The organism is Streptomyces sp. Je 1-4 4N24, from assembly GCF_026239515.1.
Lineage (GTDB): Bacteria > Actinomycetota > Actinomycetes > Streptomycetales > Streptomycetaceae > Streptomyces > Streptomyces nigrescens.
Genome location: NZ_CP110836.1, coordinates 1,326,294 through 1,352,427 on the forward strand (window position 1 = coordinate 1,326,294; position 26,134 = coordinate 1,352,427).

The window sequence follows — 26,134 nt, forward strand, 5'->3', positions numbered from 1 at the left end:
ATGTGCAGGGCCACCTCGATGGCCACCAATCTGGCCGTCGCCGTCGCCACCACCGCCGTCGGCTGCATGCTGGTGATCTCGCTGGCACCGTCGCGCCCGGACACCGGGAAGAGCGGTCCCGCGGCGGGCAGGACGATGGCCGCCACGTCCGGTCATGCGGGCTCGGCCGCGCGGGCCGCCACCTCCGCCCTCGGCGCGGCAGCCGCCAGTACCGGCCCCGAGGAGTTCGCCTCGCCGACGACGGGGCGGATCGAGGTGACCGCGCCGGAACCCGGCGTCGACTACAAGCCGAACGGCAGTTTCTCGGTGGCCTGGAGCAACAGCACGGGCGAGGAGGTGGACGTCTGGCTGCGGACGTCGACGGGCCACGGCCGGTCACAGCGGGTGGCCCTGGTCGCGACCCGGGCCGGTGCCGGGCCGACCGGTGAGGCACTCGTGACGCTGCCCAGGGTGCCGCCGGGCCCGCGCTACTTCCTGGAGGTGTCCACCGCCGGCGACGGCGCGGTGTGCGGCTTCAGCCGGACCTTCGCCATCACCGACTGACCGGCGGCCGCCGGCCACACGGGCCGGCGGCCCCTCGGTCCGGCGGCCCCGCGGTCCGGCCCTACGGCGCGGCGATCCCGACCAGCCCCGCCAGGGCGTCCCGGTGCCGCCCCGGCGACCCGAGGGCGAGTTCATCGCTCTTGGCCCGCTTGAGGAAGAGATGGGCCGGGTGTTCCCAGGTCATGCCGATGCCGCCGTGCAGCTGGACGCATTCCTGGGCGGCACGTACCGCCACCGGCGCGCAGTACGCCTGGGCGACGGCCACCGCCACCGGGGCGTCGGGGCTGCCGGTGGCGAGTGCGTCGGCGGCGTTACGGGCGGCGGCGCGGGCCGAGGCCACCTCCAGCCAGAGGGCGGCCATCCGGTGCTTGAGCGCCTGGAACGAGCCGACGGGGCGGCCGAACTGGGTGCGCTCGGCGGTGTGGCGCACGGTTTCGGTCAGACACCATTCGGCGACGCCCAGCTGTTCCGAGGCGAGCAGTCCGGCACCGGTGAGCAGGGCCCGGTCGAGGGTGGCGCGGGCGCGGTCCCCGGTGGCCAGGAGCCGTCCTCGGGCGCCGTCGAAGGTGAGGTGGCCCAGGGGGCGGGTCAGGTCGAGCGGGGTGACGGTGTCGGTGCGTACCCCGTCCGCCGAGGCCTGCACCGCATACAGGGCCGGGCCGTCGGGGCCCTGGGCCGGGACGAGCAGGAGCTCGGCGGCCGCGGCGTCGGCGACCGAGGTCACCCGGCCGGTCAGGGCGCCGCTCGCATCGGCCCGTACGGACGCCGGTTCCGGCAGCCCGCCGGGCGCGGTGGGCAGCGGGACCGCGAGCACACCGACGGTGCGGCCCTCGGCGAGCGCGGCGAGCGGCCCGGCGACCTCCGCCCGGTCGTGATCACAGCCGAGCAGGGCGGTCACCGCGATGACCGCGCTGGTCAGATAGGGGACGGGCGCGACGGAGCGGCCGGTCTCCTCCAGCACGACGGCGGCCTCGCGGGCACTTGCGCCTGCTCCGCCGAGCTTTTCGGGCACCAGCAGGCCCGCGGTGCCGATCTCCGTGGCGAGGGAGTGCCACAGACCGGTGTCGTAGGCGACGTCCGACTCCAGAGCGGTGAGCACAGTGGCCGGATCGCTGCGGTCGGCGAGCAGCGACCGTACGGCGGCGCGCAGCGCGTCCTCGTCCTCGGAGTACAGGAGGTCGGGGTCGGCGCCGGGCAGGGCGGTCCCGTCGTTCATCGGGGGAGGTCCTTCCACGCGACGTCCTTGTCGGTGCGCGGCTCGGGCGGCAGCCCCAGCACACGTTCGGCGACGATGTTGAGCAGCACTTCCGAGGTGCCTCCTTCGATGGAGTTGCCCTTGGCGCGCAGATAGCGGTAGCCGGCCTCCCGGCCGGTGAAGTCGACGCCGTCGGGGCGGCGCATCGTCCAGTCGTCGTAGGTCAGACCGTCCTCGGCGAGGAACTCCACCTCCCAGCCGCTGATTTCCTGGGCGAGCCGGGCGAAGGCCAGCTTCATCCCGCTGCCCTCGGGGCCTGGCTGGCCTTTGGTCAGCTGCTGGCGCAGCCGTTCGCCGGTCAGCCGGGCGACCTCGGCCTCCACCCACAGCTTCAGCAGCCGCTGGTGCAGATCGTGGGTGCGCAGTTCGGGGCGGGCGCGCCAGCCGGCGGCGGCGATGCCGATCATGCCGCCCTCGCGGGGGGCGCGGGCGCCGCCGATGGCGACCCGCTCGTTCATCAGCGTGGTCTGGGCGACCTTCCAGCCCTCGCCGACCGCACCGAGGCGATGGGCGTCGGGGATCCGGACGCCGGTGAGGAAGACCTCGTTGAACTCGGCCTCGCCGGTGATCTGCCGCAGCGGACGCACCTCGACACCGGGGTCGGTCATATCGCACACGAAGTAGCTGATGCCGCGGTGTTTGGGCACGTCGGGGTCGGTGCGGGCAATGAGGATCGCCCAGCGGGCCAGATGTGCGCTGGACGTCCAGACCTTCTGGCCGTCGACGATCCAGTCTCCCCCGGCCTCTGCCCCGCCCTCGCGCAGCGCGCGGGTCGCCAGCGCCGCCAGGTCGGAGCCTGCACCGGGCTCGCTGAACAGCTGGCACCACACCTCCTCGCCGGTCCACAGGGGACGCAGGAAGCGCTGCTTCTGCTCGTCGGTACCGAAGCGCAGGATGGTGGGCGCGGCCATGCCGAGGCCGATGCCGATCCGGCCGGGGTCGTTGTCGGGCGCGCCGGTGCCCTCCAGTTCCGCGTCCACGACCGCCTGCAGGGAGCGCGGCGCGTCCAGCCCGCCGAGGCCCTGGGGGAAGTGGACCCAGGCGAGCCCGGCGTCGAAGCGGGCACGCAGGAACTCCAGCCGGTCGGTGGTGGCGGGAGGATGTGCGGCGAGCAGCTCGGTGGTGCGCCGGCGCAGGTCGTCGGCGTCCGTCATCGGGCCTCCTCCGCTGTGGGGACCACCACGAGCCGGCCGACGGAGGTGCCGTCGGCGACCCGCTGGACGGCATCGGCCGCCTCTGTCAGCGGGACCCGCCCACCGATCAGTGGCTTGATGACGCCCTGGGCTGCGAGCTTGGTGAGCTCCTCGTGGCAGGCGTCGACGGCGGCCGGGTCCTTGGTGTTGTACAGGCCCCAGTGGAGGCCGAGTATCGCGTAGTTCTTCACCAGCGCGTGGTTGAGGGCCGGGGTGGGGATGGCGCCGCCGGCGAAGCCGACGACGACGATCCGGCCCTCGAAGGCGATGCACTTGACGGACTTGGCGTACGCCTCACCGCCCACCGGGTCGTAGACCACATCCGCGCCGCGGCCGCCGGTGGCTTCCTTCACGGCGGCGACGAGGTCGTCGGTGCGCCGGTCGAGGACGACATCACAGCCCAGTTCGCGGGCGACCCGGACCTTGTCCGCACCGCCCACCACGCCGATGACCGTCGCGCCCGCGGCCTTGCCGAGCTGTACGGCGGCACTGCCGACACCGCCCGCCGCGGCGTGCACGAGCAGCGTCTCGCCGGCCTGGAGCCGGGCGCGGCGGTGCAGTCCGAACCAGCCGGTCTGGTAGCCGATGTGCAGGGCCGCGGCCTCGGCGTCGTCGAGGGCCTCGGGGGCCGGGCGTACCGTCGCCGCGTCGACGACCACGCGTTCGGCGAAGCCGCCGTCGGGCAGCGGCGGCTGCGCCAGCACCCGTGCCCCGGTCTCACCGGCCGCGCCCTCCCCCACGGCGAGCACCTCGCCGCAGATCTCGACGCCCGGGGTGAACGGCAGCGGCGGCCGCACCTGGTACTGGCCGCGGCACAGCAGCGCGTCCGGGAAGTTGATGTTGGCGGCCCGCACCCGCAGCAGCAGCTGTCCCGGCCCCGGCTGCGGGTCCGGCACCTCCTCCAGCCGCATCACTGCACGCGGCTCACCGTTCTCGTGTACGCGCCATGCCTTCACCTGGTGCCTCCACAAACTTGGATACGCGGGTGGGGCGGAGGGCACACCGGCCCTTCGCCAGCGACATACTAAGCGGTCGGTATCCCTGAGGGAACAGTCAGTCTCCGCCACACCACCACGCGGACCCCGGGCCTCGTCAGGGCAACGGTCACCGGACCCCGCTCCTGACAGGGCCGGGCTCCCGTCCGCCCGATGGCGGAGACCGGTGCCCCGATGGCCGGGCAACTCGCCGAGCGGGTCGGCGAGTTGCCGATGAAGAGCAGCGAGAGGCGGCGCTGCGGCTACTCGCCGCGGAGCGCGGACCAGTAGTCCGGGTCCTCGAACCCGAGCGCCCATAGGCCGGTGCCCCGCACCCCGTACTTCCTCAGCAGCGGCAGCTGCTCGCGGACCCCGCGCCCGTCCTGGTACCAGACCTCGCGCTCCTCACCGTCCTTGCGATAGGTGAAGTGCGGGGTGCCGGACTCCTCGTCGAAGAGGTAGTCCGCGTCCTCCCGCTCGCGCAGCGCCTCGGCCTCCTTCCAGGTCACATGGGCCGCATGGCCGGTGACCCCGCTGATCCAGTCCCAGCCGTACCCAGGGAAGGCCACCTCGATCTTGTGCCGGGGGACGGTGTCGGTGGCGTAGCGCAGAAACTCGTCGTACCAGTCCTTGGCGGAGAGCGGGCCCGCCTCGCCGCCCGACCAGTGCAGGTCGTAGCCCATGATGCGGAACCGGTCGACGAACCCGCCGAGCCGCTCGTAGTCGAAGGCCTGGCCGCTGCCGCGGACCCGGGCCGGCACCGTGACCACACACTGCCTGTCACGGTCGTGCAGCCGCGCGCACAGCTCCTTGACGAGCGCGTTGTAACCGGTCCGTACCCGGTCGCGGACCTCCCGGTCACCGGTGTGGGCCATCGCCTCGTAGTCCAGGTCGATGCCGTCGTAGGAACGGCTCGCGACCAGATCCAGCAGCGTGTCGACATGGTCCCGCCGCCGCTGCGGATCGTGCATCAGCTCGGCCATCTTCTCGGCGCCGAGGGTCTCGGTCACGGTGGGTACGACATCGATCCCGGCGTCGTGCAGTCCGTCGATGAGGTCGCGCCGTCCGGCGCCCGGATGCCCCTTGACGGTGGTGTCGTCGGAGGCCTCGTACCAGAAGGGGCTGACGGTGTGCAGCTGGGAGGCGTGCCGCAGTGCGTCGCGGTAGGCGGCGTCGACATTGCCCCAGTAGGGCAGCCAGGCCGAGCCGGTACGCCCGCCGCTCCTCGGGTCCTTCGTCGCCGCGGCCGCCGGCGCCCAGAGCCCGGTGAGCAAGGCCACGGTCAGCAGGAGCGCAAGCCCGGTGCGCGCCCGGGTTCCTGATGCATGATCCATTTCCCGAGCGCTACCCGGTTTGATTGCTGACGTATCGTCAGTTCGACCGAACGGGCGTGATCAGGGGCGGGCGGGGCCGGCTGGTCCGCGCCCCGGACCCGGCGCAAGGCCGGGCCGGTGGACCGACGGCCCCCGGGCGCTACGTCCGTCCGGCCCGCTGCTGGGCGTCCCGCAGGGTGTCGGACGGGGCGGCCCACCGGGCCCGTACCACCCGGAAGCCGGCCTCCTCACAGGCGTCGCAGACGAGTTCGTCGTCGTCCACGACATGGCGGATCTCCCGGTCGCGGGCGATCCGGCGCAGGATCTCCAGCTTGGTGTGCCGCGCCGGGCGCCGGTCGCTGTTGGGGCGCATCCACAACCTGCCCTTGGGCAGACCGTGTTGAGCAAGCCAGGCCAGGGTGTCCCGGCGACAGCGCTCCGGCCGGCCCGTCAGGTAGACGACCTCGCAGTCCTCGGTGCTGCGCAGCGCCAGGGCCACCCCCTCGGCGAGGGGAGGATCCTCGGTGGCCGCCGCGAAGAAGGCCTTCCAGTCACGGGGGGTGCGCTGCAGCAGATGCTGCCGGTGGGTGGAGTCGGCGAGCGTGCCGTCCAGGTCGAAGACCGCCAGGGGGCGCGTCGTCATGCCGTTGTCGTCCTCTTCCGTCGCTGCCGTTCGCCGGATCCCTCGGGCAACGTGACCGCGATCCGGCCGGATTCGATTCCCTGTGCGAGGGAGAGGCGATCGTACGCGATATCGGCACAGGTCGCGGTGTCCATCCGCAAACGGATGTCGGGGCGCCCAGCCGGGCCGTCCGCGTACCCGGCCCCGCCGTCCGGGGCGCCGGACTCCGGCCCGCCGCCCCCGAGGACGACATGGAACTCGCCCTCGTCGAGGGCGATAGCGATCACGTCGACGCCATCCGTGAAGTGCCCGGCCAGCCTCGCCATGAGAGGAACCGCGAACCAGTGGGCCCGTACCGCGTCCGTCGGGCGCCGCTCGTCGAGGGCGGGGGCGCCCCAGTCGGCGAGGGCGGTGAGCGCGGGCAGCAGCGCGCGCCCGCGGGCGGTGAGCTCATAGACGAAGGCGGCTCCGGGCGGGGCGAGCCGGCGACGGGTGACCAGGCCGTCCCGTTCCATGTCCTTGAGCCGGGAGGCGAGCATGTCGGTGCTGACGCCCGGCAGATCGGCGTGCAGATCGGTGTAGCGCCGGGGGCCGCCCAGCAGCTCCCGGACGATCAGGAGCGTCCAGCGGTCACCGACGGCGTCCAGGGCGCGGGCGACGGCGCAGTACTGGTCATAGCTTCGGCGCGGCATGACACCAGCATAGACAGAGGTTGGACTTTCCAAGTACCAGCTTGGTAAAACCAAGTACGGTGTTAACGAGTGCTGCCGCGCCGCGCGGTGAGCGACGGACCGGGAGGCCACCGCATGCAGTTCAAGCAGTCCAGCAAGATGGCCGACGTCTGCTACGAGATCCGCGGGCCGGTGATCGAGCACGCGGACGCGCTGGAGGAGGCGGGCCACAGCGTGCTGCGGCTGAACACCGGCAATCCGGCGCTGTTCGGCTTCGAGTGCCCCGACGAGATCCTCCAGGACGTGATGCGCAATCTGTCCCGCGCACACGGCTACACGGAGTCCCGGGGCATCCTCTCGGCCCGCCGTGCCGTGGCCCAGCACTACCAGGAAAACGGGATGCCCGACGTCGGTGTCGATGACATCTACCTCGGCAACGGCGTCTCCGAACTCGTCTCGATGGCCGTGCAGGCCCTCCTCGACGACGGCGACGAGGTCCTCATCCCGGCCCCCGACTTCCCGCTCTGGACGGCGGTCACCTCGCTCGCGGGCGGCAAGCCCGTGCACTATCTCTGCGACGAGTCCGCCGACTGGCTGCCCGATCTGGCCGACCTCGCCTCGAAGATCACCGACCGGACCCGGGCGATGGTCATCATCAACCCCAACAACCCGACCGGCGCGGTCTATCCGCGCGAGCTGCTCGACGGCATGCTCGATCTCGCCCGGCGCCACGGGCTGATGGTCTTCGCCGACGAGATCTACGACCGGATCCTGTATGACGACGCGGTCCACCACCACGCCGCGGTGCTCGCTCCCGACCTGGTCTGTCTGACGTTCAGCGGACTGTCGAAGTCCTCCCGCGTGGCCGGTTTCCGCTCCGGCTGGCTGGTGGTCTCCGGCCCCAAGCAGCACGCCGCCGACTATCTGGAGGGCCTGGGCACCCTCGCCTCCATGCGACTGTGCCCGAACGCACCCGCGCAGTACGCCATCCAGGCGGCGCTCGGCGGCCGGCAGAGCATCCAGGACCTGGTGCTGCCGGGCGGCCGGCTGCACGAGCAGCGCGACCGGGCCTGGGAGCGGCTGAACGAGATCCCGGGCGTCTCCTGTGTCAAGCCCAAGGGCGCGCTCTACGCCTTCCCCCGCCTCGACCCCGCCGTACACAAGATCCATGACGATGAGAAGTTCGTCCTCGACCTGCTGTTGCGGGAGAAGATCCAGGTCGTCCAGGGCACCGGCTTCAACTGGCCGCGCCCGGACCACTTCCGCATCCTCACCCTCCCGCGCGCCGATGACCTGGACGCGGCGATCAGCCGGATCGGACGCTTCCTGGCGGGCTACCGCCAGTGACGCCGGGCGTCGGACGCCCCGGGCCGCCGAGGCGGCAAACCGCACCCCGCACCGCACTCACTCGAACGGCCGTACCCCTTCCCCGGCCCCGTCCGCCGCTCGCCGGTACGGTCCCGGGGCCGGGCGGCGGGCAGGAAGCCCGTCCTGGCGCCGAGGAGGCGCCGCGGCACCGTCCGGGGTCTCCGGGCCCGGCCGTCCCCCTCGCCCGGTGGGAGCCCGTCCCGCCGTCCGCTGACGAAATGTGCTCTTGAGCGCATCGCCCGCAGCAGATTAGGTGGAGGGCGGCAATCCTGCCGCCACCCCACGAGGGAGAGGGATTCCATGCCCGTACGGCCTGCAGTTACGGAAGCGGAACTGGAAGCTCACCTGCGCGGAATATGCTTCAAGACGGGCCCGCCGCGCCGTATCGGCGTCGAGATCGAATGGCTGGTCCATGATGCGCGCAACCCCCGATGTCCGGTCGAACCCGCCCGGCTGGAGAGCGCGGCCACCGCTCTGCGCGCGCTGCCCCTCACCTCCCTGCTGACCTTCGAACCCGGCGGCCAGCTGGAGCTCAGCTCGCTGCCCGCCACCTCCCTCACCGACTGCATCGAGGCGGTCACCGCCGATCTCGCGCTGGTCCGGCCCGCCATGCTGGCCATGGGCCTGGGCCTGGCCGGCCACGGCCACAATCCGTGGCATCCCCCGCGGCGGGTGCTGACCGACCCCCGCTACAACGCCATGGAGGCGTACTTCGACCGCTGGGGCTCCGCCGGGCGGTCCATGATGTGCGCCACCGCGTCCGTGCAGGTGTGTGTGGACGCCGGACACGAGGAACCCGGGCCGCTCGGGTACGGCAGGCGGTGGCTGCTGGCCCATCTGCTGGGCGCGGTGCTGGCCGCGGCGTTCGCCAACTCACCCACCAGTGAGGGCTGCCCCACCGGCTACCGCACCACCCGCCAGGTCATCTGGTCGCAGCTCGATCCGGACCGTACGCTCGCCCCGCCCCCGGGGCCGGATCCGCGCACCGCCTGGGTGCGCTACGTCCTGGACGCACCGGTCATGTGCATCCGCTCCGAGGACGGACGCTGGGACGCCCCGGAGGGACTCACCTTCCGCGAGTGGATCCGTACCGGCGTCCCCAGACCGCCCACCCAGGAGGATCTGGACTACCACCTCACCACGCTCTTCCCACCCGTACGGCCACGCGGCCATCTGGAGCTGCGCATGATCGACGCGCAGTCGGGCGACTCCGGGTGGATCGTTCCGCTGGCCGTCACGGCCGCGCTGTTCGACGACCCGGAGGCGACGGAGCGGGCGTACCGCATCGTCAAACCCCTGGCGGAGACGGCCGGTGCCCGCCCCGCGCCGCGCAATCCGCTGTGGCGGCACGCGGCCCGCGGCGCGCTGACCGACCCGGAGCTGCACGCCGCCGCGGTGGCCTGTTTCGCCGCCGCGCAGGAGGCCCTGCCGCGCCTCGGGGCCTCCCCCGAGGTGCGCGCGGCGGTCCGGGAGTTCACCGAACGCTATGTGGCGCGCGGCCGCTGCCCCGCGGACGACCATCTCGACGCCCTGTACGCCGCGGAGGGCGATCTCATCGTTGGGAAGGACAGCCAGTGACCATCGATCCCGAGCTCCTCCGTGAGCGCGCGGCCTCGGCGCTGCTCGCCGCCCGCGACCGTACCCGCCTGCTGACCACCTGCGTCGAGCATCCCGACCTCGTCGCCCAGCACTCCCCCCTGATGTCCCCGCTGGTCTGGGACCTGGCACACATAGGCAACCAGGAAGAGCAGTGGCTGCTGCGCGCCGTCGGCGGCCGGGATGCGCTGCGTCCGGACATCGACTCCGTCTACGACGCCTTCGAGCACCCCCGGTCCGAACGCCCCTCACTGCCGCTGCTGGCACCCGACGAGGCACACGGCTATGTCGCCGAGGTCCGCGGCCGGGTGCTGGACATCCTGGAGAACACCCCGCTGCACGGCGGTCCGCTGCTCGACTCCGGTTTCGCCTTCGGCATGATCGCGCAGCATGAGCAGCAGCACGACGAGACCATGCTCATCACGCACCAGCTGCGCACCGGCCCGTCCGTGCTCACCGCCCCCGAGCCGCCGCCCGCCTCCGACGACATCCTGCCGGCCGAAGTACTGGTCCCCGGCGGCCCGTTCACCATGGGCACCTCCGCCGAGCCCTGGGCGCTGGACAACGAACGGCCGGCCCACCGCCGGCTGGTGCCCGCCTTCCTGATCGACACCACACCGGTCAGCAACGGCGCCTACCAGCGGTTCATCGAGGCCGGGGGTTATGAGGAGCCACGCTGGTGGGCTCCGGCCGGCTGGGCGATGGTGCAGGAGCACAAGCTGCGCGCACCGCTCTTCTGGAAGCGCGACGGCGGCCAGTGGCTGCGCCGCAGGTTCGGGGTGACCGAGCCCGTCCCGCCGGACGAGCCGGTGCTGCATGTCAGCTGGTACGAGGCCGACGCCTACGCCCGCTGGGCCGGCCGGCGGCTGCCGACCGAGGCCGAGTGGGAGAAGGCCGCCCGCCACGACCCGGCGACCGGGCGGGCCAGGCGCTACCCCTGGGGCGACGAGGACCCCACACCGGCGCATGCCAACCTCGGCCAGCGGCATCTGCGGCCCGCCCCCATCGGCAGCTACCCGGACGGACAGTCGCCGTTCGGCATCCGGCAGTTGATGGGCGATGTGTGGGAGTGGACGGCGAGCGACTTCCTGCCGTACCCGGGCTTTGCCGCCTTCCCCTACCGGGAGTACTCGGAGGTGTTCTTCGGCGACGAGCACAAGGTCCTGCGCGGCGGTTCGTTCGCGGTCGACCCGGTCGCCTGCCGGGGCACCTTCCGCAACTGGGACCTGCCGGTCAGGCGGCAGATCTTCGCCGGGTTCCGTACCGCCCGGGACACCGACCCGGGGGCGGACGCATGAGGCCCGCGACCCCGGCGCTGCGGGAGGCCGGTGCCTGATGTGCCGTCACCTTGCTTATCTGGGGCCGGAGATACCCTTCGGCCAGATTCTGCTCGCCCCGCCCCACAGCCTCCACCGGCAGTCGTGGGCGCCCCGCCGTCAGCGGCACGGCACGGTCAACGCGGACGGGTTCGGCATCGGCTGGTACGCGCCCGGCGACCCGGTGCCCGCGCGCTACCGGCGGGCCGGGCCGATCTGGGGCGACGATCTGCTGCCCGACCTGGCGCGGGTGGTGCGCACCGGCGCGATGCTCGCCGCCGTACGGGACGCCACCGTGGCCGGTGCGGACGCCGAGGCCGCGGCCGCGCCGTACGCCACCGGCCGCTATCTGTTCAGCCACAACGGCGCGGTGGCCGGCTGGCCGGACGCGCTCGCCCCGCTCGCCGCGGAGCTGCCCCCGGAGGAGCTGCTGCGGCTGCCGGCCCGCTGCGACGCGGCGTTCCTGTGGGCGCTGGTCCTGCACCGGCTCGCGCGCGGCGACGAGCTCGGCGACGCGCTGGCCGGCACCGTCACAGCGGTCGCCGGGACCGCGCCCGGCTCCCGGCTCAACCTGCTGCTCACCGACGGCACCACCATCGCCGCCACCACCTGGGGCGACACGCTGTGTCATCTGGCCCTTCCCGAGGGGGGCACGGTGGTCGCCTCCGAACCGTACGACGATTCCCCCCACTGGATCGAGGTCCCCGACCGCACCCTGCTGCGCGCCACCCGGACCGAGGTCCACCTCACCCCGCTCAAGGAGCCCGCCACGTGAGCCGCCTCAGCATCACCCGCACCCTCCCTGCCGACGCCACCGAGGCCGCGCTGCGCGCCGATGTCGCCGAGGGCCTGTCCCGTACCCCCAAACAACTGCCGCCCAAATGGTTCTACGACGCCCGCGGCAGCGAGCTGTTCGAGGACATCACCAAGCTGCCCGACTACTACCCCACCCGGGCCGAGCGGGAGATCCTGCTCACCCGCGCCGACCACATCGCCGCGGCCACCCAGGCCCGCACCCTGATCGAGCTGGGGTCCGGCTCCTCCGACAAGACCCGCCATCTCATCGGCGCGCTGACCGGACTGCACACCTATCTGCCGATCGACGTCAGCGAATCCGCGCTGGCCGCGGCCGGCGAGGCGCTGCTCACCGAGCACCCCGGCCTGACCGTGCACGCACTGGTCGCCGACTTCCAGCAGGGCATGGAACTCCCCGTGACACCCGGCCCGCGGCTGCTCGCCTTCCTCGGCGGCACCATCGGCAATCTGCTCCCCGAGGAGCGCTCCGCGTTCCTGCGCTCCGTGCACGACATGCTGTCCCCGGGCGACGCCCTGCTGCTCGGCACCGACCTGGTCAAGGACGAGGCCACGCTCGTCGCCGCCTACGACGATCCGCAGGGGGTGACGGCGGCGTTCAACAAGAACGTCCTCGAAGTCATCAACCGTGAGCTGGGCGGGGACTTCGACCCGGCGGACTTCGACCATGTCGCCCTGTGGAACACCGCACAGGAGTGGATCGAGATGCGGCTGCGGGCCCGTAAGGATCTGACCGTCAAGATCCCCGGGGTGGACCTGGCGGTGACCTTCGCCGCGGGCGAGGAGATGCGCACCGAGGTCTCGGCGAAGTTCCGCCAGGAGGGCGTGCGCGCCGAACTCGCCGCGGCGGGGCTGGAGTTGAAGAACTGGTGGACGGACAGCGCGGACCGCTTCGCGCTGTCGCTGTCCTTCCGGGTCTGATATCCGCCGCTTCCCGGCCGGTGTGGCCCCCGGGTCCGCCGGCCGGGTGCCGCGCCCGCGCGCGATGTGGTTCGATGCCCCGACCGCATGTTCGCACCGGACGGCCGGTGCGCACGCACGCAGACGCGACGGGCAGGGGAAGCGGCATGGGACCGGTGCTGGACCGACGGGGATTCCTCAGGGGCGCGGCCGGACTGTCGGCCGCCGGGGTGCTGGCGGGCGCCGGCAGCGGGCAGTTCACGGCCGGCGCCGCGGAACGCCGGGCGTCCGCGGTGTCCGTGACGGACTGGATGGCGGCGCTCGGCGACGGCACCCCGGTCCAGCGGCTGACGATCCCCGGCACCCATGACTCCGGTGCCCGGCTGGGCGGTCCCTGGGTGGCCTGCCAGAACACCTCCGTCGATGCCCAACTGGCCTCCGGAATCCGCTTCCTGGATGTCCGCTGCCGGGCCATCGACAACGTTTTCGCCATCCATCACGGCGCCTTCTACCAGGAGCTGATGTTCGGCGATGTGCTCAACGCCTGCCGGGCGTTCCTCCAGGCGCACCCCTCCGAGACGGTGCTGATGCGGGTCAAGCAGGAGTACTCGGAGGTCTCCGCCGAGGAGTTCCGCCGGATCTTCGGCATCTATCTCGACGACAAGGGCTACCGGTCGCTCTTCCGGCTGGACTCCGGACTCCCGACGCTCGGCCAGGCCCGCGGCAAGGTCGTCCTGCTGGCGGACTCCGACGGTCTGGGCGGCGTCCGCTACGCCGATCCGCAGCTGTTCGACATCCAGGACGACTACATGGCGGAGCCGTTCGGGAAGTATCCGAAGATCGAGGCCCAGTTCCGCAAGGCCGTCACCCAGCCCGGCAAGCTGTTCGTCAACTACGTCAGCACCGCCGCCCTGCTCCCGCCCCGCTCCACCGCGGACCGCCTCAACCCCCAGGTCAAGAAGCTGCTCACGGGCTCGGAAGGCAGCGGATGGACGGGCCTGGGCATCGTGCCGATGGACTTCCCGAACGAGTCCGGCCTGGCCGAGACGCTGATCGGGCACAACCTCGCGGGGCGGCGCCTGCGACGGGCGGCATGAGGGTGGCCGGCAGGTCCGGCGGCAGCGCGCGGGTCACCCGACCGGCCTAGCGCAAAGCGGCCGGGCGGCCCCGTCGCCTCGTCCGGTGCGCCCGGCCCGCCGGGGCCCCGGATCGCGGGTCGAACTGGGGTGCTCCGGTGCGGCTTTCTCCCTGCTTTTCGCCGCCCGTGCGGAATGAGGCGCCCGGGTGACCGAACCACAGCGGCCACCCCTGCATCAGACTGGGTGAAATGTCTGGATCCGGTGTCGCCCCTGCATCCGACGGGGTGTCGCCGGCTGATGCGGCGAGGCGGCGGCTGAGTGGAGACGAGCGAACGCGGGACCGTGCCGGCGGACAACGCCGGACGGGCGGCCGAGGACGCCGGGGCACCGGCGCCCGAGGTCTGCGCGGGTCCCGGCGGGGCGGCGTGCACCGGCCGCGGCCGGGCCGGCGTTCCGCTGCGGGTGACCCTCGCGCTCGGGGTGCTGACCGTGGTCATGGGCAGCACGGTCCTGGCGCTGGGCTCCCCGTCACGCGATCCGTTCCTGGCCCCCGGGGACACCGCCACCGGCTCCTATACAGCGACCCGGGCCGACGGCGACCAGGCCGCCGCCGCGGTGCTCGCCGGCCCCTACACGGAGCGGCCGGGCCCGCCGGTGGCGGCGCGGCACAGCGGCGTCATGGCCGCCCCGACAGCGGCGTCCCGGCCCCTGCTGGCGGTCCCGGCGGCCCCCTCGCCGGCGATCGGCGCGCTCTTCTCCCCCGCTGACGACGGCACCCCGGCCCACCACTGCACGGCCAGCGTGGTGCAGTCCCCGGCGGGCGACCTCATCGTCACCGCGGCGCACTGTGTGCACGACGACGGCTTCCGGACCCGGCTGGTGTTCGCGCCCGGACTGCACGACGGGATCGCGCCGTACGGCCTGTGGGTGCCGACCCGGATCCATATCGATCCGCGCTGGATCCGCGACCGGGACCCCGACCACGATGTGGCGTTCCTGCGGATGCGCAGAGCGGGGCGGGCCGGCGGCCGGATAGCGGACCTCACCGGCGCCGAACGGATCCGCTTCGACGCGCCGGCCGGGCGCCCGGCGCAGCTGACCGGCTACCCCGAGGACCAGGACACCCCGGTCAGCTGCCGGCACACGGCGGACGCCCAGGGCCCGGCCCAACTCCGCTTCACCTGCCGGGGGTTCCCCAACGGGACCAGCGGCGGGCCGATGCTCACCGACGTCAGCCCGGCCACCGGGACCGGTGCGCTGATCGGTGTGATCGGCGGTCTCCACGAGGGCGGCGACAACCTCGTCTCGTACAGCAGCCGGTTCGGCAAGGACGTGGCCGCGCTCTACCGGCGGGCGACCGCGGAGCCGGGCCCGTGGCTCCCGCAGCCCGGCTCCCGGGCCGACGCATCCGGCGTCAGGCCCCCCGCGGCACCACGGTCTTGAGGACGGACGGCAGCGGATACCAGTCGGCGGTGGCGAAGCTCGCATGCGCGGCGGCGAGTTGCCTGACCCGGGCCAGGGCCTCCGCCTCGGTCGGGCGGGTGCCGTCGATGACCGGTGGCACGTTGTGGGCGTCGGTCATGATGAGCAGGTAGTGCCGGGTGTCGTACCAGGCGGTGTCGATACTGCCGTTCAGATAGGTCGCGGCGTCACCGTCGAAGACCACGAACCAGGGGCGCAGCGCGGGGTCCGTGTAGCGCTCGCGGGGGTCACCGGGAGCGGCGCCGTGCACCGCGGGGAAGGCCGTCGACCGGTCCAGTTGCCCCCGTGCCGCGAGGTCCTTGAGGTGCCCGGCGTACTCCACGTCCGTCCACAGCTTGTCGAAGGGGTTCTTCTCCTCGACGGTGCCGGGTATCAGCTCGATCAGGAACTTGCCGGCCAGGTCGGCGCGCGAGGGCCAGCCGCCGGCCCGCACCGCCTCGTCGGGGGTGGCGTGTCCGGCGGTGAGATCGCCGGGCCCGTAGACGGCGTCGCCCAGCTTCTCGCGCACCAGCGCGTCGAACTCGGCGGGGCCGCGGCCGCCCTTGGCGTTGAAGCCGTCCTTCATCTCGATCTTGAACAGGATCGGACGGTGGCCCGGGTGGGCGTCGTGCCAGGCCTTCACATCGGCGAGGCACCCGGCGAAGTCCTGGTTGCGCTCCTTGGTGCGCAGCTCGGAGGCGTTCGCGGCGCCCTCGCAATTGCTGTTGTTGCCCAGCGGGTTGCTGTGCGAGACCCGGAAGGACCGGCCCAGCCCGTTGGTCCAGAGGTCGAGTTCGAGCAGTGCGGCGCCGGAGTCCAGGGCATCCGCGAAGTAGGGGTACTTCTCCTTCTCATAGGCGTTGTGGACGCCCACGGACGTGCTGGTGCCGTATGTCGTGCCGGCCTGCTCGGCGCCCGCAGGCCCGGTCACCGCGATCACTGCCGCCGCCGCGACGGCGACCGTTCCCACACACCGCTTTCCGTTCATGTGCCCCGCTTCCCCTAGGTCTCCGGCCGTCCGGGCACTCGCCCGAACGGCCGATCGACCGGTGGTCACCCGGTCGATCGGGGAGCAGCGTACGGGAGTTGCGGACCGCGGGAACCACGGGGTGGAGGCGGATAAGCAAAGATCGGACAACACAACCGACTCGGGGAGGACCCATGTCCGACAAAAGCTCCACCCGCCGGATTCCGCACACCGGGCTGTCGCTCGCGGCGGCCACCCTCACGGGCATCGTCGCGCTCTATATCGCCCTCGTCGCCTTCGGCAACATCACCGACTTCGGCACCAACCAGCAGTTCGTCCGGCATGTCCTGGCCATGGACACCACCTTCAAGGACCCGGACCTGATGGGGCGGGCCATCACTTCCCGGACCCTGCAGGACGCCGCGTATCTGGGCATCATCGCCTGGGAAACGCTCGCCGCGCTGACCCTGATCGTGGCCACCGCGCTGTGGGCCCTGGGCATACGACGCCGGAACGGTCTCGCCAGGGCCCGGCTGGTCAGCACCGCCGGCCTGCTGATGCTCCTCCTTCTCTTCGGTGCGGGCTTCCTCGCCATCGGGGGCGAGTGGTTCGCCATGTGGCAGTCGAAGGCCTGGAACGGGCTGGAAGCGGCCACCCGCAATGTCACCCTCGCCGGGATCGCCCTGCTGGTCGTCCATCTCCCGGGCGCGGCCGGGCCGGGCGGAGAGAGCCTTCGGACCGAGGAATGAGACGTCCTCACTCCGCCCTGGACCAGAACGCCGTTCTCCAGAAGGGCGATTCCTCCACCGCCGCATCATGACCGCACATCAGCTCGCGCAGCGCGGCCACGGCGGCGCGGGCCACCACCCGGTCGTCCGCGTCCAGCTCGGCGCTGCGCTCGGCTATCAGTCCGAGCAGGGCGGCCAGACCGGGCAGCGACGAGGCCGCGGCGCCCCGATAACCGGCGCCGTGGTCCCAGCCGTTGGGGTCGTAGTGGTCGATACCGCCGCCTTCACCGTCAAGCATCAGCATCTGGTCGCCACAACTGCCGACCGAGAAGCAGAAGTTGACCGGGTCCGAGTCATCGTCCGGGTAGCGCTCCCCGTACAGCTCGTCGGCGTCGAAGGGGTGCAGCGCGTCGCCGTCGGCCGCCCGCAGATGCGTTGCGTCGAACCCGATGGCGTCGATCCGGACCGCGGGAAATCCGACGGTGGTCAGGAACTCCCGCGACTGCTGGTGGGTCAGCTCCCCGGGCAACTCGGTCTCGGCGGGCCGCCAGAGCGAGCCCGCCCCGAACCGCTCCTCCAGCCAGGCCGCGTCCGGTGCCAGTGGGATGTCCTCGGCAGTCGTGGTCATGGTGCCCTTCCCCGCACACCGATCGGCCCTCCGCCGATCTCCTGCATCCAGCAGACCACAGGGGTCTGACAACGGGCTCTCACCACTCGATCCGGTAGCCCGTCAGCCAGTTGTCCGCCCCCGCGCCGCCCCGCTCGGCGGCCTCCGGGCGGGACGGGCGGCCGGGGGTGCCCGAGGCGGTGAGCTTGGCCATCCCTGCGCTGGCCGCGACGACCTGCTCCACCCGCTCCCGGCGCAACTGCTCGTAGGCGGCGAAGGCACTGTGCGGATCGGGCCGGTCTCGCAGGCACTTGGCGAGGACGATGCCGTCCTCGATGGCCATGGACGCGCCCTGGGCGGCGTTGGGCGCGGCCGCGTGCGCGGCGTCACCGAGGACGACCATCGTGTCGGTGTGCCAGACCGGGGTGGTGGCGAGGTCGTAGGCGTTGGAGGCGATCACGCGGTCGCCGGTGGCGCGGACGAGGGCTGCGGCCGGGGTGTCGTCACCGTCGAAGAGCCCGGCGACCCGCTCCCGCCAGGCGGCCGGGGTGACGGCCGGCGGATCGGCCCGGTCCAGTTCCGTACCGGGGACGTTGGCGAACCACCAGACCTCGCCGTCGGGGGCACGGGTGCAGCCGAAGAAGGCCTGCTTGCCGAAGATCATGGTGTAGGTGTCCGGGGCGAGCGGCACCTCGGTGGCGTCGGGGACATAGCCGCAGACGGTGTTCTGGCCGGTGTAGCGCGGTTGCGGCGCGGCCGGGTCGATCAGGGCGCGGGTGACGGAGTGCAGACCGTCGGCGCCGATCAGCATGTCGCCCTCGGCGCGGGTGCCGTCGGCGAAGCGCGCAACGACCCTTCGGCCACCGGCGCCGTCCACGGTCTCGGCAGCGACCAGCCGCTTCCCGTGCCGTACCGCGATCCCGCGGTGCGTCGCCTCGCGGTGCAGCACCTGGTAGAGGGTGGCCCGCCGTAGTGTGCGCGGGCCGAGGCCGTCGCCCCCTTCGGTCCCCGCGATGGGGCGCTCCCCCAGTCGTGTGCCGTCGTTGCCGATGAACTCCACCCGCTGTGCCGGGAAGGAGCTGTCGACGACGGGGCCGTGCGCGTCGATCACCCGGAGCGCTTCGAGGCCGTTGGCGAAGACGACGAGAAAGGCGCCGACATCGTCCGCGCCGGTCGGGTAGGCCTCGAAGATCTCGGCGTCGATGCCGGCCTTCTGCAGGGCCATCGCGGTCACCGCTCCCGCGATACCGCCTCCGATGATCAGGGCTTTGGTCATGCCGTTTTCCCCCCAGTCGGGTCGCCGGCCCGGTCACGGCCGACGAGCGCTGCGGCCCCGGTGACCGCACCACCCCCACCTTGGCCCTGACGGCCCGGAAGATCCAGCCCACCTCCCCCCACCCCCGAACCCACCCCCGCCCCCTCCCCCGAAGGGGGAGAGGGGGAGGGGGCGGGGGGAGCGCCGTCCGGCAGGGGAAACGCCGCCCCCGACGGTGGACGCATCACCCACCCGGCAGACGAATCGCCACCGCGCAGGCGCGGAACAGCCCTCAGCCCGCCGCGTACACATCCTCGATGTAGCGGCCGGAGGCGGTCAGTTCGCGCAGCCAGGCCTCGGATTCCTGCGGCGAGGCGCCGGTGCGGGCACCGTGCAGCTCGCGGAAGGCGGCCCGTACACCGGGCGCCATCCGGCTGCCGTCCCCGCAGACGTACACCCGCGCGCCGGCCTGCAGCAGTTCCCACACCTCGGCGGCCTCGGCGGCGATCCGGTGCTGGACGAAGCGGTGGCCGTTCTCGGGGCGTTCGCTGAAGACGGGGCGTACGGAGATGACGCCGGCGGCTTCGGCGGCGGCGAACTCCTCGGCGTGCAGGAAGTCGGCGGTGGGGTCGTCACAGCCGAAGTAGAGCCGGGCGGGGGACCGCTGTCCCGCGGCGACGCGGTCGGCGACGGCGCCGCGGAAGGGCGCGAGGCCGGTCCCCGCGGCGACCAGGATGACGGGGGTGTCATCGGCCGCATCCAGGCGGAAGGCCTCCCGGCAGGGCTGGACGCGGGCCAGCACGGTGTCGCCCGGCCGCACACCGTGCAGATAGGACGAGCCGGTGCCGCCGGGCAGCAGCGAGACCATCAGATCGGCGTGCCGGGCGTCGGTGGCGGGTGAGGACGACAGCGAGTAGTGCCGGGTGCGCAGCGGCGGCAGCAGCTCCAGCAGCACCGGCCAGGGCAGGGCCCCGCTCAGCGCAGGGTGCGCCTCGATCAGCTCGACCAGGGTGCGCGGGTCGTCCTCGGCGAGGTGCTCCAGGGCGTGGCGCTCGGGCGGGCAGGGGTTGTGCGCGGCGAGCACGGCGACCTGCTCCGGGGTGGGCCGCATGCCCAGTTCGAGGTGGTGGGTGAGCAGTTGCCGCACCGTCAGGGGCCGGTCGACCGGCAGGGTGTCGCGCCCGGCGCGGCGGCCGGAGTGCAGCGCGAGGACGGTGTCCGGGTCGGCGCCCAGGGCGCGGGCGGCCCGCTCGACGGTGTCCGGGGCGTTGGCCGGCAGCACCGCGAGGTGATCGGCCGTGCGGTAGCCGACGCCGTCCGGCAGGGCGATCCGCAGGAAGCGCTTGGGCCGCGGCCAGCCCTCCGCGGTGAGGTCATGGGCCTCGGTGACGGTCATCGGGACGAGGTCGTGGCGGGCGGCGAGCGCGTCCAGCGGGCCGCCGGTGACCTCGGTGACGGTGTAGCCGGTGTCCTCCGCCGCCGGTGCGCCGGCGCCGATGGTCGCCGGGTCGCCGTACCGCGTCAGCAGCTCGGTGCGCAGCGCCGCGGTGAACTCCTTGACGGTGCCGCTGAGGTCGCCGGAGGCGTCGGCCTCGGCGCGCGGCAGCAGGCGGCGGGCGCCGAGTGCGTCGAGCCGGTCGTCGATGAGGGTCGGTATGTGCTGGTAGGTGGCGGCCCAGTTGCGGTCGCCGACGCCGAGGACGGCGAACGGCAGGTCCGTGGCGGCGCCGTCCTGCGCGGTGTTCAGCCACTCGACGAAGGCGGCCGCGTCGTCGGTGGGCTGGCCGTTGTAGGAGGCGGCGACGATGACGACCGGCCGGTCGGCGGGCAGCGTACCGGCGTAGGCGTCCAGCGGCGCCACATCGGCGGTGAAGCCGAGTCCGGTGGTCTCGTCGGCGAGCCGCTCGGCGAACTCGCGGCAGGTGCCGTAGTTGCTGCCGTGCAACAGCAGCAGGCCGGTGCCCTGCGGGACGCGGGTCGGCAGCCCCTCATCGGTGGCCGTGTCGTCCCCGGTGGTCTCGGCGCTGCCGGGGAGCACGGCCAGCGCGGCGCGGACCGCGGCCCGGTCGGCGGGCGTCCGGGCGGCGAGGGTGAGGGTGAACCCGTCGGGCTTGAGGGTCAGCGTCTCCTTGATGTGCAGCCGGTAGTCGCGGTGGTCGATCAGGCGGTAGCGGTGCGCGAGGAGGGCGAGCAGCATGGTCGCCTCGTGGAGCGCGAACTGCCGCCCGATGCAGGCGCGTTCACCGGTCCCGAAGGGCTTGTACGCATGCGGGGAGCGGGCCGCCTCGGCCTCCGGGCTGAAGCGGGAGGGGTCGAACAGCTCGGGGTTGTCGCCCCAGGCGGGGTCGCGGTGCAGCATCGGGGTGAGCACCGTGACCAGCTCCCCCGCCTTCACCGGGTAGCGGCCGCCGAGCAGGGTGTCCTCATGGGCCTGCCGGGTGAAGGCGGCGGCGGTGGGCCACAGCCGCAGCGCCTCGTTGAGGACCTGGCGGGTGAACGGCAGATGCCCGATGTCCTCGAACGAGGGGTCGGGGTCGGCCTGGTCGCCCCACAGCTCGTCGGCCTCACGCTGGACCATGCGCAGCGCGAGCGGGTCCTTGAGCAGGTGGTAGAGGGCGAAGGAGAGCGCGCCCGAGGTGGTCTCGTGACCGGCGATCAGGAAGGTGATGACCTGGTTGCGGATGTTGGCGAGGTCGAGGGCGGGCCCCTCACCCCCCTCCTGCCCCCGGGCGCCGAGCATCAGGCCCAGCAGGTCGTCGTCGCCGCTCTCGCCGCTCGCCGTGCGGGCGGCGATGACCTCGTCGACGACCGACGCGAGGTAGTCGGCGTCGGCCTGGAAGGCCGCGTCCGCCGCGGAGTGGTCGCCGTCGGGGTCACGGGAGAACTTCGTCATGCTCCATTCGAGGCAGCGCACCATGGCCTCGACGAACGGATGCGGGGTGTCACCCCGGGAGAACGACTCGAAGTCGAAGCCGAAGCCGGCCAGTCCGATGGTGTCCAGCGTCATCCGGGTCATGTCCTCGGCTACCTGGACGGGCGTGCCGTCGGCCACCCGACGGTCCCAGGCGGCCATGACCCGGCGGGCGACCCTGAGCATCGCCGGGTGGTAGGTGCGCATCGAGCCGAGCGCGAAGGCCGGCATCAGGACCTCATGTGCCTTGGCCCAGTTCGGCTCGTCGTTGTAGGCGGTGAACAGACCGTCGCCGGCGAACTCTCTGACGTTTTCCAGGACGACCGACACACCCTTGCTGAAGCGGGATTCGTCGGCGACCTCGGTGACGAGATCGAGCGAGGAGAGGAACAGCGTCTCGCGGTCGCCGAACTTGCGCTTGAAGACCGGGCCGTGGATCCGGGCGAGGTCCATGGACTGCTGGATGGGCGTGTGGGTGAGCCCGGCCTCCGTGAGGTCGGCCACCGGGATGCCGTCATCGGCGGCGCGTTCGTCGCTGTGGAGCGCGATGGTGTCGGTCATGTCTCCAGCGTGAGGGCCCCCACGTGCAGGTCACGCCGGGACAACTGCATGATTGTGCAGTGGTTTTTCGCTGCTCGCTCTTGCGCGCGGACCGGAGAAGGGAACATGGACAACGGGACAGCCGGCGGGGCGTCGGACGGGGACTCGGCGCACACGGACGATGCACCCTGCGTGAGCGGATACGCCGAGGACCCGGCCGGGCCGTACGCGGGCGGCCCCTGGCGCAACTACTTCCTGATTCTGCTGGACCGTATCCCCACGCCGATCGCGGTGTGCCGGGCCCACGGCGAGGTGCTGATCGCCAATCCGGCGATGGCCGCCCAGTGGGGCGCGGCACCGGGACAGCTGCGCGGCCGCAATCTGCTGGACCTCTTCGAGCCCCGTGCGAAGGCGCAGCTCGACCGGCTCGGCGAGGCCCTGCGGCTGGGGCGCCGGTCGCGCTATCCGGTCGAGGTGCGCTGGCAGGCCGGCTCCGACGGCAGCGTACGGGAAGGGGAGCTGACGATCGATCCGGTGGGCGATCCTTCGGTGCGTCCGCCCGCCCTGCTGGCGCTGCTGCGGGTCAGCGAGACCGCTCCGCCGCCGGCGCCGCGCGGCTCGGCGAGCCCGGTGGAGGCCCGCATCCTGGCGCTGGCCGCGGGCGGCGCGACCACGGCGTCGATCGGTACGGCGCTCGGGCTGACGGTCGACGGGGTGAACTACCACCTCACCCGGCTGGCCCGCCGCTGGCGGGTGCAGGGCCGTACGGCGCTGGTGGCCAGGGCGTATGTGCTGGGCGTGCTGTCGGCGGACAGCTGGCCGCCGGCTCCGGCCTGACCGGTCCGGGCGGCGGGGCCCCGCGGGCGGCGGCGCGGCCCGGGAGCCCGGCAGCACGCATGTGCGGATAACCTCCCTGGTGTGGAGGAGAACGCAGCCGCGCAGTTCGAGCGCGGAACGGACGGCCCAAAGGTCATCGTCGTCGGTATCGACGGCTCCGACTCGTCGTGGCGCGCCGCCGCCTACGCGGCGGGACTGGCCCGGCGTCAGGCCTCGAAACTCGTCCTGGTCTATGTCCAGCCGGTCCTGCCGGCCGGTGCGGCGATGGGGGCGCCGGTCATGGATGCCACGAACGAGGTGGCCGAGGAGCTGATGGCCGAGATCCGCGGGGCGACCGAGCGGCTGCAGGGGATATACCGGGTGCGCTGGGAGTTCCACACCCTGCGGGGCGATCCGTACAACGGCATGGTGCAGATGGCCGATGACCTGAAGGCCGACGCGGTGGTGGTCGGCGCCTCGGAGTCGGCCGGGCACCGCATCATGGGCTCGGTCGCGGTACGGCTGGTCAAGGCCGGCCGCTGGCCGGTCACCGTCGTCCCGTAGGGCCTCTCCGGCCCTGATCCGCCGGCCAGGGCGCCGGACCGCCCGCCGCTCCGCTGGTGGGGCGCGCCGCCCTGAGGCACGGTGGAAAGTGGACGGGCGGAGCGCCGCCCCGACGAGGGAGACCACCGTGACCGACCGCACGTATCGCGTGACCGAGATCGTCGGTACGTCCCAGCAGAGCATGGACGCCGCGGTCAAGAATGGCATCAAGCGCGCCTCGGAGACCCTGCGCAATCTCGACTGGTTCGAGATCACCCAGGTCCGCGGGCATATCGTCGACGGCGAGATCGACCATTACCAGGTCGGTCTGAAGGTCGGATTCCGGCTGGAGGACGCCGATTGAACACCTCTCCCGTGTACGTCTCCCGGCGAGTCCCGACAGTACTAGGGAGTCGCCTTCCTTAGTCGCTCCTGAGGGTCCATGATGATCCGCCGTCGGACCACGACGGAGCGTACGGAGGGATGACGATGGGGCTGCGCGCGGGAAAAGGCGTATTGCGCCGTAAACCGATCGAACACATTGAAGAGGCGGAAGGCACCGCGAGCCAGCAGCTCACCCGGGCGCTCGGCCTGTGGCAGCTGACCGCCATCGGCGTCGGCGGCATCATCGGCGCGGGGATCTTCACCCTGGCCGGTACCGTCGCGAACGGGAAAGCCGGGCCGGCGGTCCTGATCTCCTTTCTCATCGCGGGCATCGCAAGCGCCGCTGCCGCGTTTTCCTACGCCGAATTCGCCGGGCTGATCCCGAAGGCGGGCTCGGCCTACACCTATGGCTACGCGGTCCTCGGTGAGTTGGCGGGCTGGTTCATCGGCTGGGACCTGCTGCTGGAGTACACCGCGATCGTGGCGGTGGTCGCGATCGGCATCTCCGGTTATTTCGGCTTTCTGCTCGGCGAAATGGGCGTCGATCTGCCCGCCTGGATGCTGGGCGCGCCGGGCACGGGAGCGGGACACCGGGTGGACCTCTTCGCCGCGGTGCTCTGTCTGCTGATCGCCTATCTGCTGACCCTGGGCATCAAGAACGCCGCGCGTTTCGAGACGATCGTGGTGGGCCTGAAGGTCCTGGTGGTCATCGTGGTGATCGCGGTCGGCTTCTTCCACATCAACACCGCGAACTACACGCCGTTCTTCCCGTTCGGGGTGAGCGGCGCCTTCACCGGCGCGGCCACGGTCTTCTTCGCGGTCTTCGGCTATGACGCCATGAGTACCGCGGCGGAGGAATCCAAGGACGCCCAGCGCCATATGCCGAAGGCGATCATGTATTCGCTGGCGATCTCGATGGTGCTGTATGTCCTCGCCTGCCTGGTGCTGACGGGTATGCAGAACTACAAGGAGATCGACCCGGAGAGCGGTTTCTCGTCGGCGTTCAAGTCGGTGGGCCTGGGCAGCCTCGCGGATGTCATCGCGGTCGGCGCGATCATCGGCATTCTGACCGTCATGTTCACCTTCATGCTCGGTGTGACCCGGGTGTGGTTCTCGATGAGCCGTGACGGTCTGCTGCCGAAGTGGTTCGCCAAGACCAGCCCCAAACACCATGTGCCGACCCGGGTGACCTGGATCGTCGGCTTCGCCTCCGCGGCGATCGCGGGTTTCCTGCCGATCGGGGAGGCCGCCGAGCTGACGAACATCGGCATCCTGCTCGCGTTCGTGGTGGTCTGCATCGCGGTGATCGTGCTCCGCTACAAGCGCCCGGACCTGCCGCGGACGTTCCGTACGCCGGGGATGCCGGTGGTGCCGGCAATCGGGGTGTGCTTCTCGATCTGGCTGATCACGTTCCTGGCGTGGCAGACCTGGGTCCGGTTCGCGGTGTGGTTCCTGATCGGTCTGCTCTTCTACTTCGCCTACTCCTACCGCCGCTCGAACCTCGCGCGGGCGGAACGGGAGCCGTCCGGAGCTGAGGGCGGCCCGGGGCAGGTGTGAGCCGCGTCCGCTGACCGGGCGGCGGGGTACGGCGGGGACCGAGGGACGAGGGTCCGTCGGTCCCCGCTCGGGTCAGAAGACGAACGGACCGGGGGACTGCGGGGAAGTGGCCTTGCAGGTGGCCGTGATGCCCAGCACCACGACCTTCAGGGAGGTGGCCTCCAGGCTGTCGCCCGCGGCGACCGTACCGCTGAGCGGTCCGGTGGAGACCTGGCTGCCGGCCGGGATCGCCGGGTTGGAGCTGCCGCTGAACTCCGTGGTTCCGGAGCCGTTCTTGGTGAGCGTGAGCGTGGAGCTCACCGAGTTCGCGCCGATGTCTATGGGTGAGGTGATGGCCGAGGTGGAGAGGCTGATGGTCGCGGCCGTGCCGTCCTGGGTCGCGGTGAGCGTCGCCGTGCCGGAGCCGTAGACACCGCAGTCGAAGGAGAGGGTGGCGGTGCCGGGGGTCACCGCGGGGGCGGCCGGTGCCATCGCGAGGGTGCCCGCGGTGGCGACGGCGACGCCGAGTGCCGTACGGAAGCCGAGCTTGCCCGGTCTGAGGTGCTTCATGGGGGTACCGCCTTCGTGAGGGGGGTGCAGGTCCATGGCACCGGCCGTCGAAGGGTGCGGGAGGGAACGACAGGCAGCCACCCGGGGGCCGCGGTCGGACCCCGTGCCGACCCACCGCCCAGATCTGACGGGTGGTCAGCGACCTGAATCGCTGACCATTGAGGCATGCGCCC

24 protein-coding genes are annotated in these 26,134 nt (G+C 72.2%); 13 read left to right on the top strand and 11 right to left on the bottom strand.

The annotated features are described in order from the left end of the window. Window positions 1-543, top strand: a complete 543-nt coding sequence (locus SLV14N_RS05505; protein ID WP_259670138.1) for a hypothetical protein — start codon at window positions 1-3, stop codon at window positions 541-543. Window positions 544-604: 61 nt separating this feature from the next. Here SLV14N_RS05505 and SLV14N_RS05510 read toward each other — a convergent pair whose 3' ends face one another. From SLV14N_RS05510 to SLV14N_RS05535, 6 genes are all read right to left on the bottom strand, one after another. Further along, window positions 605-1,759, bottom strand: a complete 1,155-nt coding sequence (locus SLV14N_RS05510) for an acyl-CoA dehydrogenase family protein (protein ID WP_208680007.1) — start codon at window positions 1,757-1,759, stop codon at window positions 605-607. Next, a complete protein-coding gene (locus SLV14N_RS05515; protein WP_263268364.1) occupies window positions 1,756-2,952 on the bottom strand; it encodes an acyl-CoA dehydrogenase family protein in 1,197 nt (398 codons plus the stop codon). Before SLV14N_RS05515 ends, SLV14N_RS05510 begins: the two co-directional genes overlap by 4 nt. Beyond that, window positions 2,949-3,947 carry an NADPH:quinone oxidoreductase family protein gene (locus tag SLV14N_RS05520; RefSeq protein ID WP_263268366.1) on the bottom strand — a complete coding sequence of 333 codons (999 nt, stop codon included), beginning with the start codon at window positions 3,945-3,947 and terminating at the stop codon, window positions 2,949-2,951. The genes SLV14N_RS05515 and SLV14N_RS05520 overlap by 4 nt, the downstream gene beginning before the upstream one ends. 281 nt (window positions 3,948-4,228) lie before the next feature. Then, complete coding sequence (locus tag SLV14N_RS05525; RefSeq protein WP_263268368.1) at window positions 4,229-5,299, bottom strand: glycosyl hydrolase family 18 protein; 1,071 nt, start codon at window positions 5,297-5,299, stop codon at window positions 4,229-4,231. 139 nt (window positions 5,300-5,438) lie between these two features. Next, window positions 5,439-5,921, bottom strand: coding sequence for a hypothetical protein (locus SLV14N_RS05530; RefSeq protein ID WP_208680011.1), 483 nt, complete (start codon window positions 5,919-5,921; stop codon window positions 5,439-5,441). Continuing rightward, window positions 5,918-6,592 carry a helix-turn-helix domain-containing protein gene (locus tag SLV14N_RS05535; RefSeq protein WP_263268370.1) on the bottom strand — a complete coding sequence of 225 codons (675 nt, stop codon included), beginning with the start codon at window positions 6,590-6,592 and terminating at the stop codon, window positions 5,918-5,920. The genes SLV14N_RS05530 and SLV14N_RS05535 overlap by 4 nt, the downstream gene beginning before the upstream one ends. 114 nt (window positions 6,593-6,706) lie before the next feature. On the opposite strand from SLV14N_RS05535, the gene SLV14N_RS05540 reads away from it, so the two are divergent. The 7 genes from SLV14N_RS05540 (at window position 6,707) to SLV14N_RS05570 (ending at window position 15,086) form a co-directional block, all read left to right on the top strand. Further along, window positions 6,707-7,918 carry a pyridoxal phosphate-dependent aminotransferase gene (locus tag SLV14N_RS05540; protein ID WP_263268371.1) on the top strand — a complete coding sequence of 404 codons (1,212 nt, stop codon included), beginning with the start codon at window positions 6,707-6,709 and terminating at the stop codon, window positions 7,916-7,918. A 321-nt stretch (window positions 7,919-8,239) separates the two neighbouring features. Continuing rightward, entirely contained in the window at window positions 8,240-9,517 is a 1,278-nt protein-coding gene (gene egtA / locus SLV14N_RS05545; protein ID WP_263268372.1) for an ergothioneine biosynthesis glutamate--cysteine ligase EgtA, read from the top strand. Continuing rightward, a complete protein-coding gene (egtB, locus tag SLV14N_RS05550; RefSeq protein WP_263268374.1) occupies window positions 9,514-10,833 on the top strand; it encodes an ergothioneine biosynthesis protein EgtB in 1,320 nt (439 codons plus the stop codon). The genes egtA and egtB overlap by 4 nt, the downstream gene beginning before the upstream one ends. A 37-nt stretch (window positions 10,834-10,870) precedes the next feature. Then, the gene (gene egtC / locus SLV14N_RS05555; RefSeq protein ID WP_263268375.1) at window positions 10,871-11,626 is read left to right on the top strand and encodes an ergothioneine biosynthesis protein EgtC; all 756 of its coding nucleotides are present in this window, start codon (window positions 10,871-10,873) and stop codon (window positions 11,624-11,626) included. Next, window positions 11,623-12,585, top strand: coding sequence for an L-histidine N(alpha)-methyltransferase (gene egtD, locus SLV14N_RS05560; protein ID WP_208680017.1), 963 nt, complete (start codon window positions 11,623-11,625; stop codon window positions 12,583-12,585). The genes egtC and egtD overlap by 4 nt, the downstream gene beginning before the upstream one ends. Before the next feature lie 146 nt (window positions 12,586-12,731). Beyond that, window positions 12,732-13,661, top strand: coding sequence for a phosphatidylinositol-specific phospholipase C (locus SLV14N_RS05565; RefSeq protein ID WP_263268377.1), 930 nt, complete (start codon window positions 12,732-12,734; stop codon window positions 13,659-13,661). A gap of 300 nt (window positions 13,662-13,961) precedes the next feature. Next, window positions 13,962-15,086 carry a serine protease gene (locus SLV14N_RS05570; RefSeq protein WP_263268379.1) on the top strand — a complete coding sequence of 375 codons (1,125 nt, stop codon included), beginning with the start codon at window positions 13,962-13,964 and terminating at the stop codon, window positions 15,084-15,086. Here SLV14N_RS05570 and SLV14N_RS05575 read toward each other — a convergent pair. Then, window positions 15,058-16,092, bottom strand: a complete 1,035-nt coding sequence (locus SLV14N_RS05575) for a phosphatidylinositol-specific phospholipase C domain-containing protein (RefSeq protein WP_208680020.1) — start codon at window positions 16,090-16,092, stop codon at window positions 15,058-15,060. The two genes, SLV14N_RS05570 and SLV14N_RS05575, sit on opposite strands and share 29 nt — an antisense overlap. Before the next feature lie 173 nt (window positions 16,093-16,265). Here SLV14N_RS05575 and SLV14N_RS05580 point away from each other — a divergent pair, with 173 nt between their 5' ends. Next, window positions 16,266-16,820 carry a DUF2165 domain-containing protein gene (locus SLV14N_RS05580; protein WP_208680021.1) on the top strand — a complete coding sequence of 185 codons (555 nt, stop codon included), beginning with the start codon at window positions 16,266-16,268 and terminating at the stop codon, window positions 16,818-16,820. Window positions 16,821-16,827: 7 nt separating this feature from the next. Here SLV14N_RS05580 and SLV14N_RS05585 read toward each other — a convergent pair whose 3' ends face one another. The 3 genes from SLV14N_RS05585 to SLV14N_RS05595 all read right to left on the bottom strand — a co-directional run bounded on the left by SLV14N_RS05585 (window position 16,828) and on the right by SLV14N_RS05595 (window position 22,133). Further along, window positions 16,828-17,427, bottom strand: coding sequence for an SUKH-4 family immunity protein (locus tag SLV14N_RS05585; protein ID WP_208680022.1), 600 nt, complete (start codon window positions 17,425-17,427; stop codon window positions 16,828-16,830). Window positions 17,428-17,506: 79 nt separating this feature from the next. Next, the gene (locus SLV14N_RS05590) at window positions 17,507-18,682 is read right to left on the bottom strand and encodes an FAD-dependent monooxygenase (RefSeq protein WP_208680023.1); all 1,176 of its coding nucleotides are present in this window, start codon (window positions 18,680-18,682) and stop codon (window positions 17,507-17,509) included. 271 nt (window positions 18,683-18,953) lie between these two features. After that, window positions 18,954-22,133 carry a cytochrome P450 gene (locus SLV14N_RS05595; protein WP_208680024.1) on the bottom strand — a complete coding sequence of 1,060 codons (3,180 nt, stop codon included), beginning with the start codon at window positions 22,131-22,133 and terminating at the stop codon, window positions 18,954-18,956. Window positions 22,134-22,238: 105 nt separating this feature from the next. Here SLV14N_RS05595 and SLV14N_RS05600 point away from each other — a divergent pair, with 105 nt between their 5' ends. The 4 genes from SLV14N_RS05600 to SLV14N_RS05615 all read left to right on the top strand — a co-directional run bounded on the left by SLV14N_RS05600 (window position 22,239) and on the right by SLV14N_RS05615 (window position 25,412). Beyond that, window positions 22,239-22,949, top strand: coding sequence for a PAS domain-containing protein (locus SLV14N_RS05600; protein ID WP_208680025.1), 711 nt, complete (start codon window positions 22,239-22,241; stop codon window positions 22,947-22,949). A gap of 81 nt (window positions 22,950-23,030) precedes the next feature. Further along, entirely contained in the window at window positions 23,031-23,492 is a 462-nt protein-coding gene (locus tag SLV14N_RS05605) for a universal stress protein (RefSeq protein WP_263268380.1), read from the top strand. Between the two features lie 127 nt (window positions 23,493-23,619). Further along, window positions 23,620-23,835 carry a dodecin gene (locus SLV14N_RS05610; protein WP_093645640.1) on the top strand — a complete coding sequence of 72 codons (216 nt, stop codon included), beginning with the start codon at window positions 23,620-23,622 and terminating at the stop codon, window positions 23,833-23,835. A gap of 119 nt (window positions 23,836-23,954) precedes the next feature. After that, window positions 23,955-25,412, top strand: a complete 1,458-nt coding sequence (locus SLV14N_RS05615) for an amino acid permease (protein ID WP_263268381.1) — start codon at window positions 23,955-23,957, stop codon at window positions 25,410-25,412. A gap of 72 nt (window positions 25,413-25,484) precedes the next feature. Here the strand turns inward: SLV14N_RS05615 and SLV14N_RS05620 are convergent, their stop codons facing one another. Then, window positions 25,485-25,961, bottom strand: a complete 477-nt coding sequence (locus SLV14N_RS05620; RefSeq protein ID WP_263268382.1) for a hypothetical protein — start codon at window positions 25,959-25,961, stop codon at window positions 25,485-25,487. Between the last annotated feature and the right edge of the window lie 173 nt (window positions 25,962-26,134).

Bases quoted from the DNA above. Each gene is read 5' to 3' on its own strand.
- SLV14N_RS05525 (WP_263268368.1), bottom strand. From the start codon at position 5,299: ATGGATCATGCATCAGGAACCCGGGCGCGCACCGGGCTTGCGCTCCTG.
- SLV14N_RS05580 (WP_208680021.1), top strand. From the start codon at position 16,266: ATGTCCGACAAAAGCTCCACCCGCCGGATTCCGCACACCGGGCTGTCG.
- SLV14N_RS05515 (WP_263268364.1), bottom strand. From the start codon at position 2,952: ATGACGGACGCCGACGACCTGCGCCGGCGCACCACCGAGCTGCTCGCC.
- egtA (WP_263268372.1), top strand. From the start codon at position 8,240: ATGCCCGTACGGCCTGCAGTTACGGAAGCGGAACTGGAAGCTCACCTG.
- SLV14N_RS05505 (WP_259670138.1), top strand. From the start codon at position 1: ATGTGCAGGGCCACCTCGATGGCCACCAATCTGGCCGTCGCCGTCGCC.
- SLV14N_RS05590 (WP_208680023.1), bottom strand. From the start codon at position 18,682: ATGACCAAAGCCCTGATCATCGGAGGCGGTATCGCGGGAGCGGTGACC.
- SLV14N_RS05540 (WP_263268371.1), top strand. From the start codon at position 6,707: ATGCAGTTCAAGCAGTCCAGCAAGATGGCCGACGTCTGCTACGAGATC.
- egtC (WP_263268375.1), top strand. From the start codon at position 10,871: ATGTGCCGTCACCTTGCTTATCTGGGGCCGGAGATACCCTTCGGCCAG.
- SLV14N_RS05530 (WP_208680011.1), bottom strand. From the start codon at position 5,921: ATGACGACGCGCCCCCTGGCGGTCTTCGACCTGGACGGCACGCTCGCC.
- SLV14N_RS05575 (WP_208680020.1), bottom strand. From the start codon at position 16,092: ATGAACGGAAAGCGGTGTGTGGGAACGGTCGCCGTCGCGGCGGCGGCA.
- SLV14N_RS05535 (WP_263268370.1), bottom strand. From the start codon at position 6,592: ATGCCGCGCCGAAGCTATGACCAGTACTGCGCCGTCGCCCGCGCCCTG.
- SLV14N_RS05620 (WP_263268382.1), bottom strand. From the start codon at position 25,961: ATGAAGCACCTCAGACCGGGCAAGCTCGGCTTCCGTACGGCACTCGGC.
- SLV14N_RS05615 (WP_263268381.1), top strand. From the start codon at position 23,955: ATGACGATGGGGCTGCGCGCGGGAAAAGGCGTATTGCGCCGTAAACCG.
- SLV14N_RS05595 (WP_208680024.1), bottom strand. From the start codon at position 22,133: ATGACCGACACCATCGCGCTCCACAGCGACGAACGCGCCGCCGATGAC.
- SLV14N_RS05565 (WP_263268377.1), top strand. From the start codon at position 12,732: ATGGGACCGGTGCTGGACCGACGGGGATTCCTCAGGGGCGCGGCCGGA.
- SLV14N_RS05585 (WP_208680022.1), bottom strand. From the start codon at position 17,427: ATGACCACGACTGCCGAGGACATCCCACTGGCACCGGACGCGGCCTGG.
- SLV14N_RS05600 (WP_208680025.1), top strand. From the start codon at position 22,239: ATGGACAACGGGACAGCCGGCGGGGCGTCGGACGGGGACTCGGCGCAC.
- SLV14N_RS05510 (WP_208680007.1), bottom strand. From the start codon at position 1,759: ATGAACGACGGGACCGCCCTGCCCGGCGCCGACCCCGACCTCCTGTAC.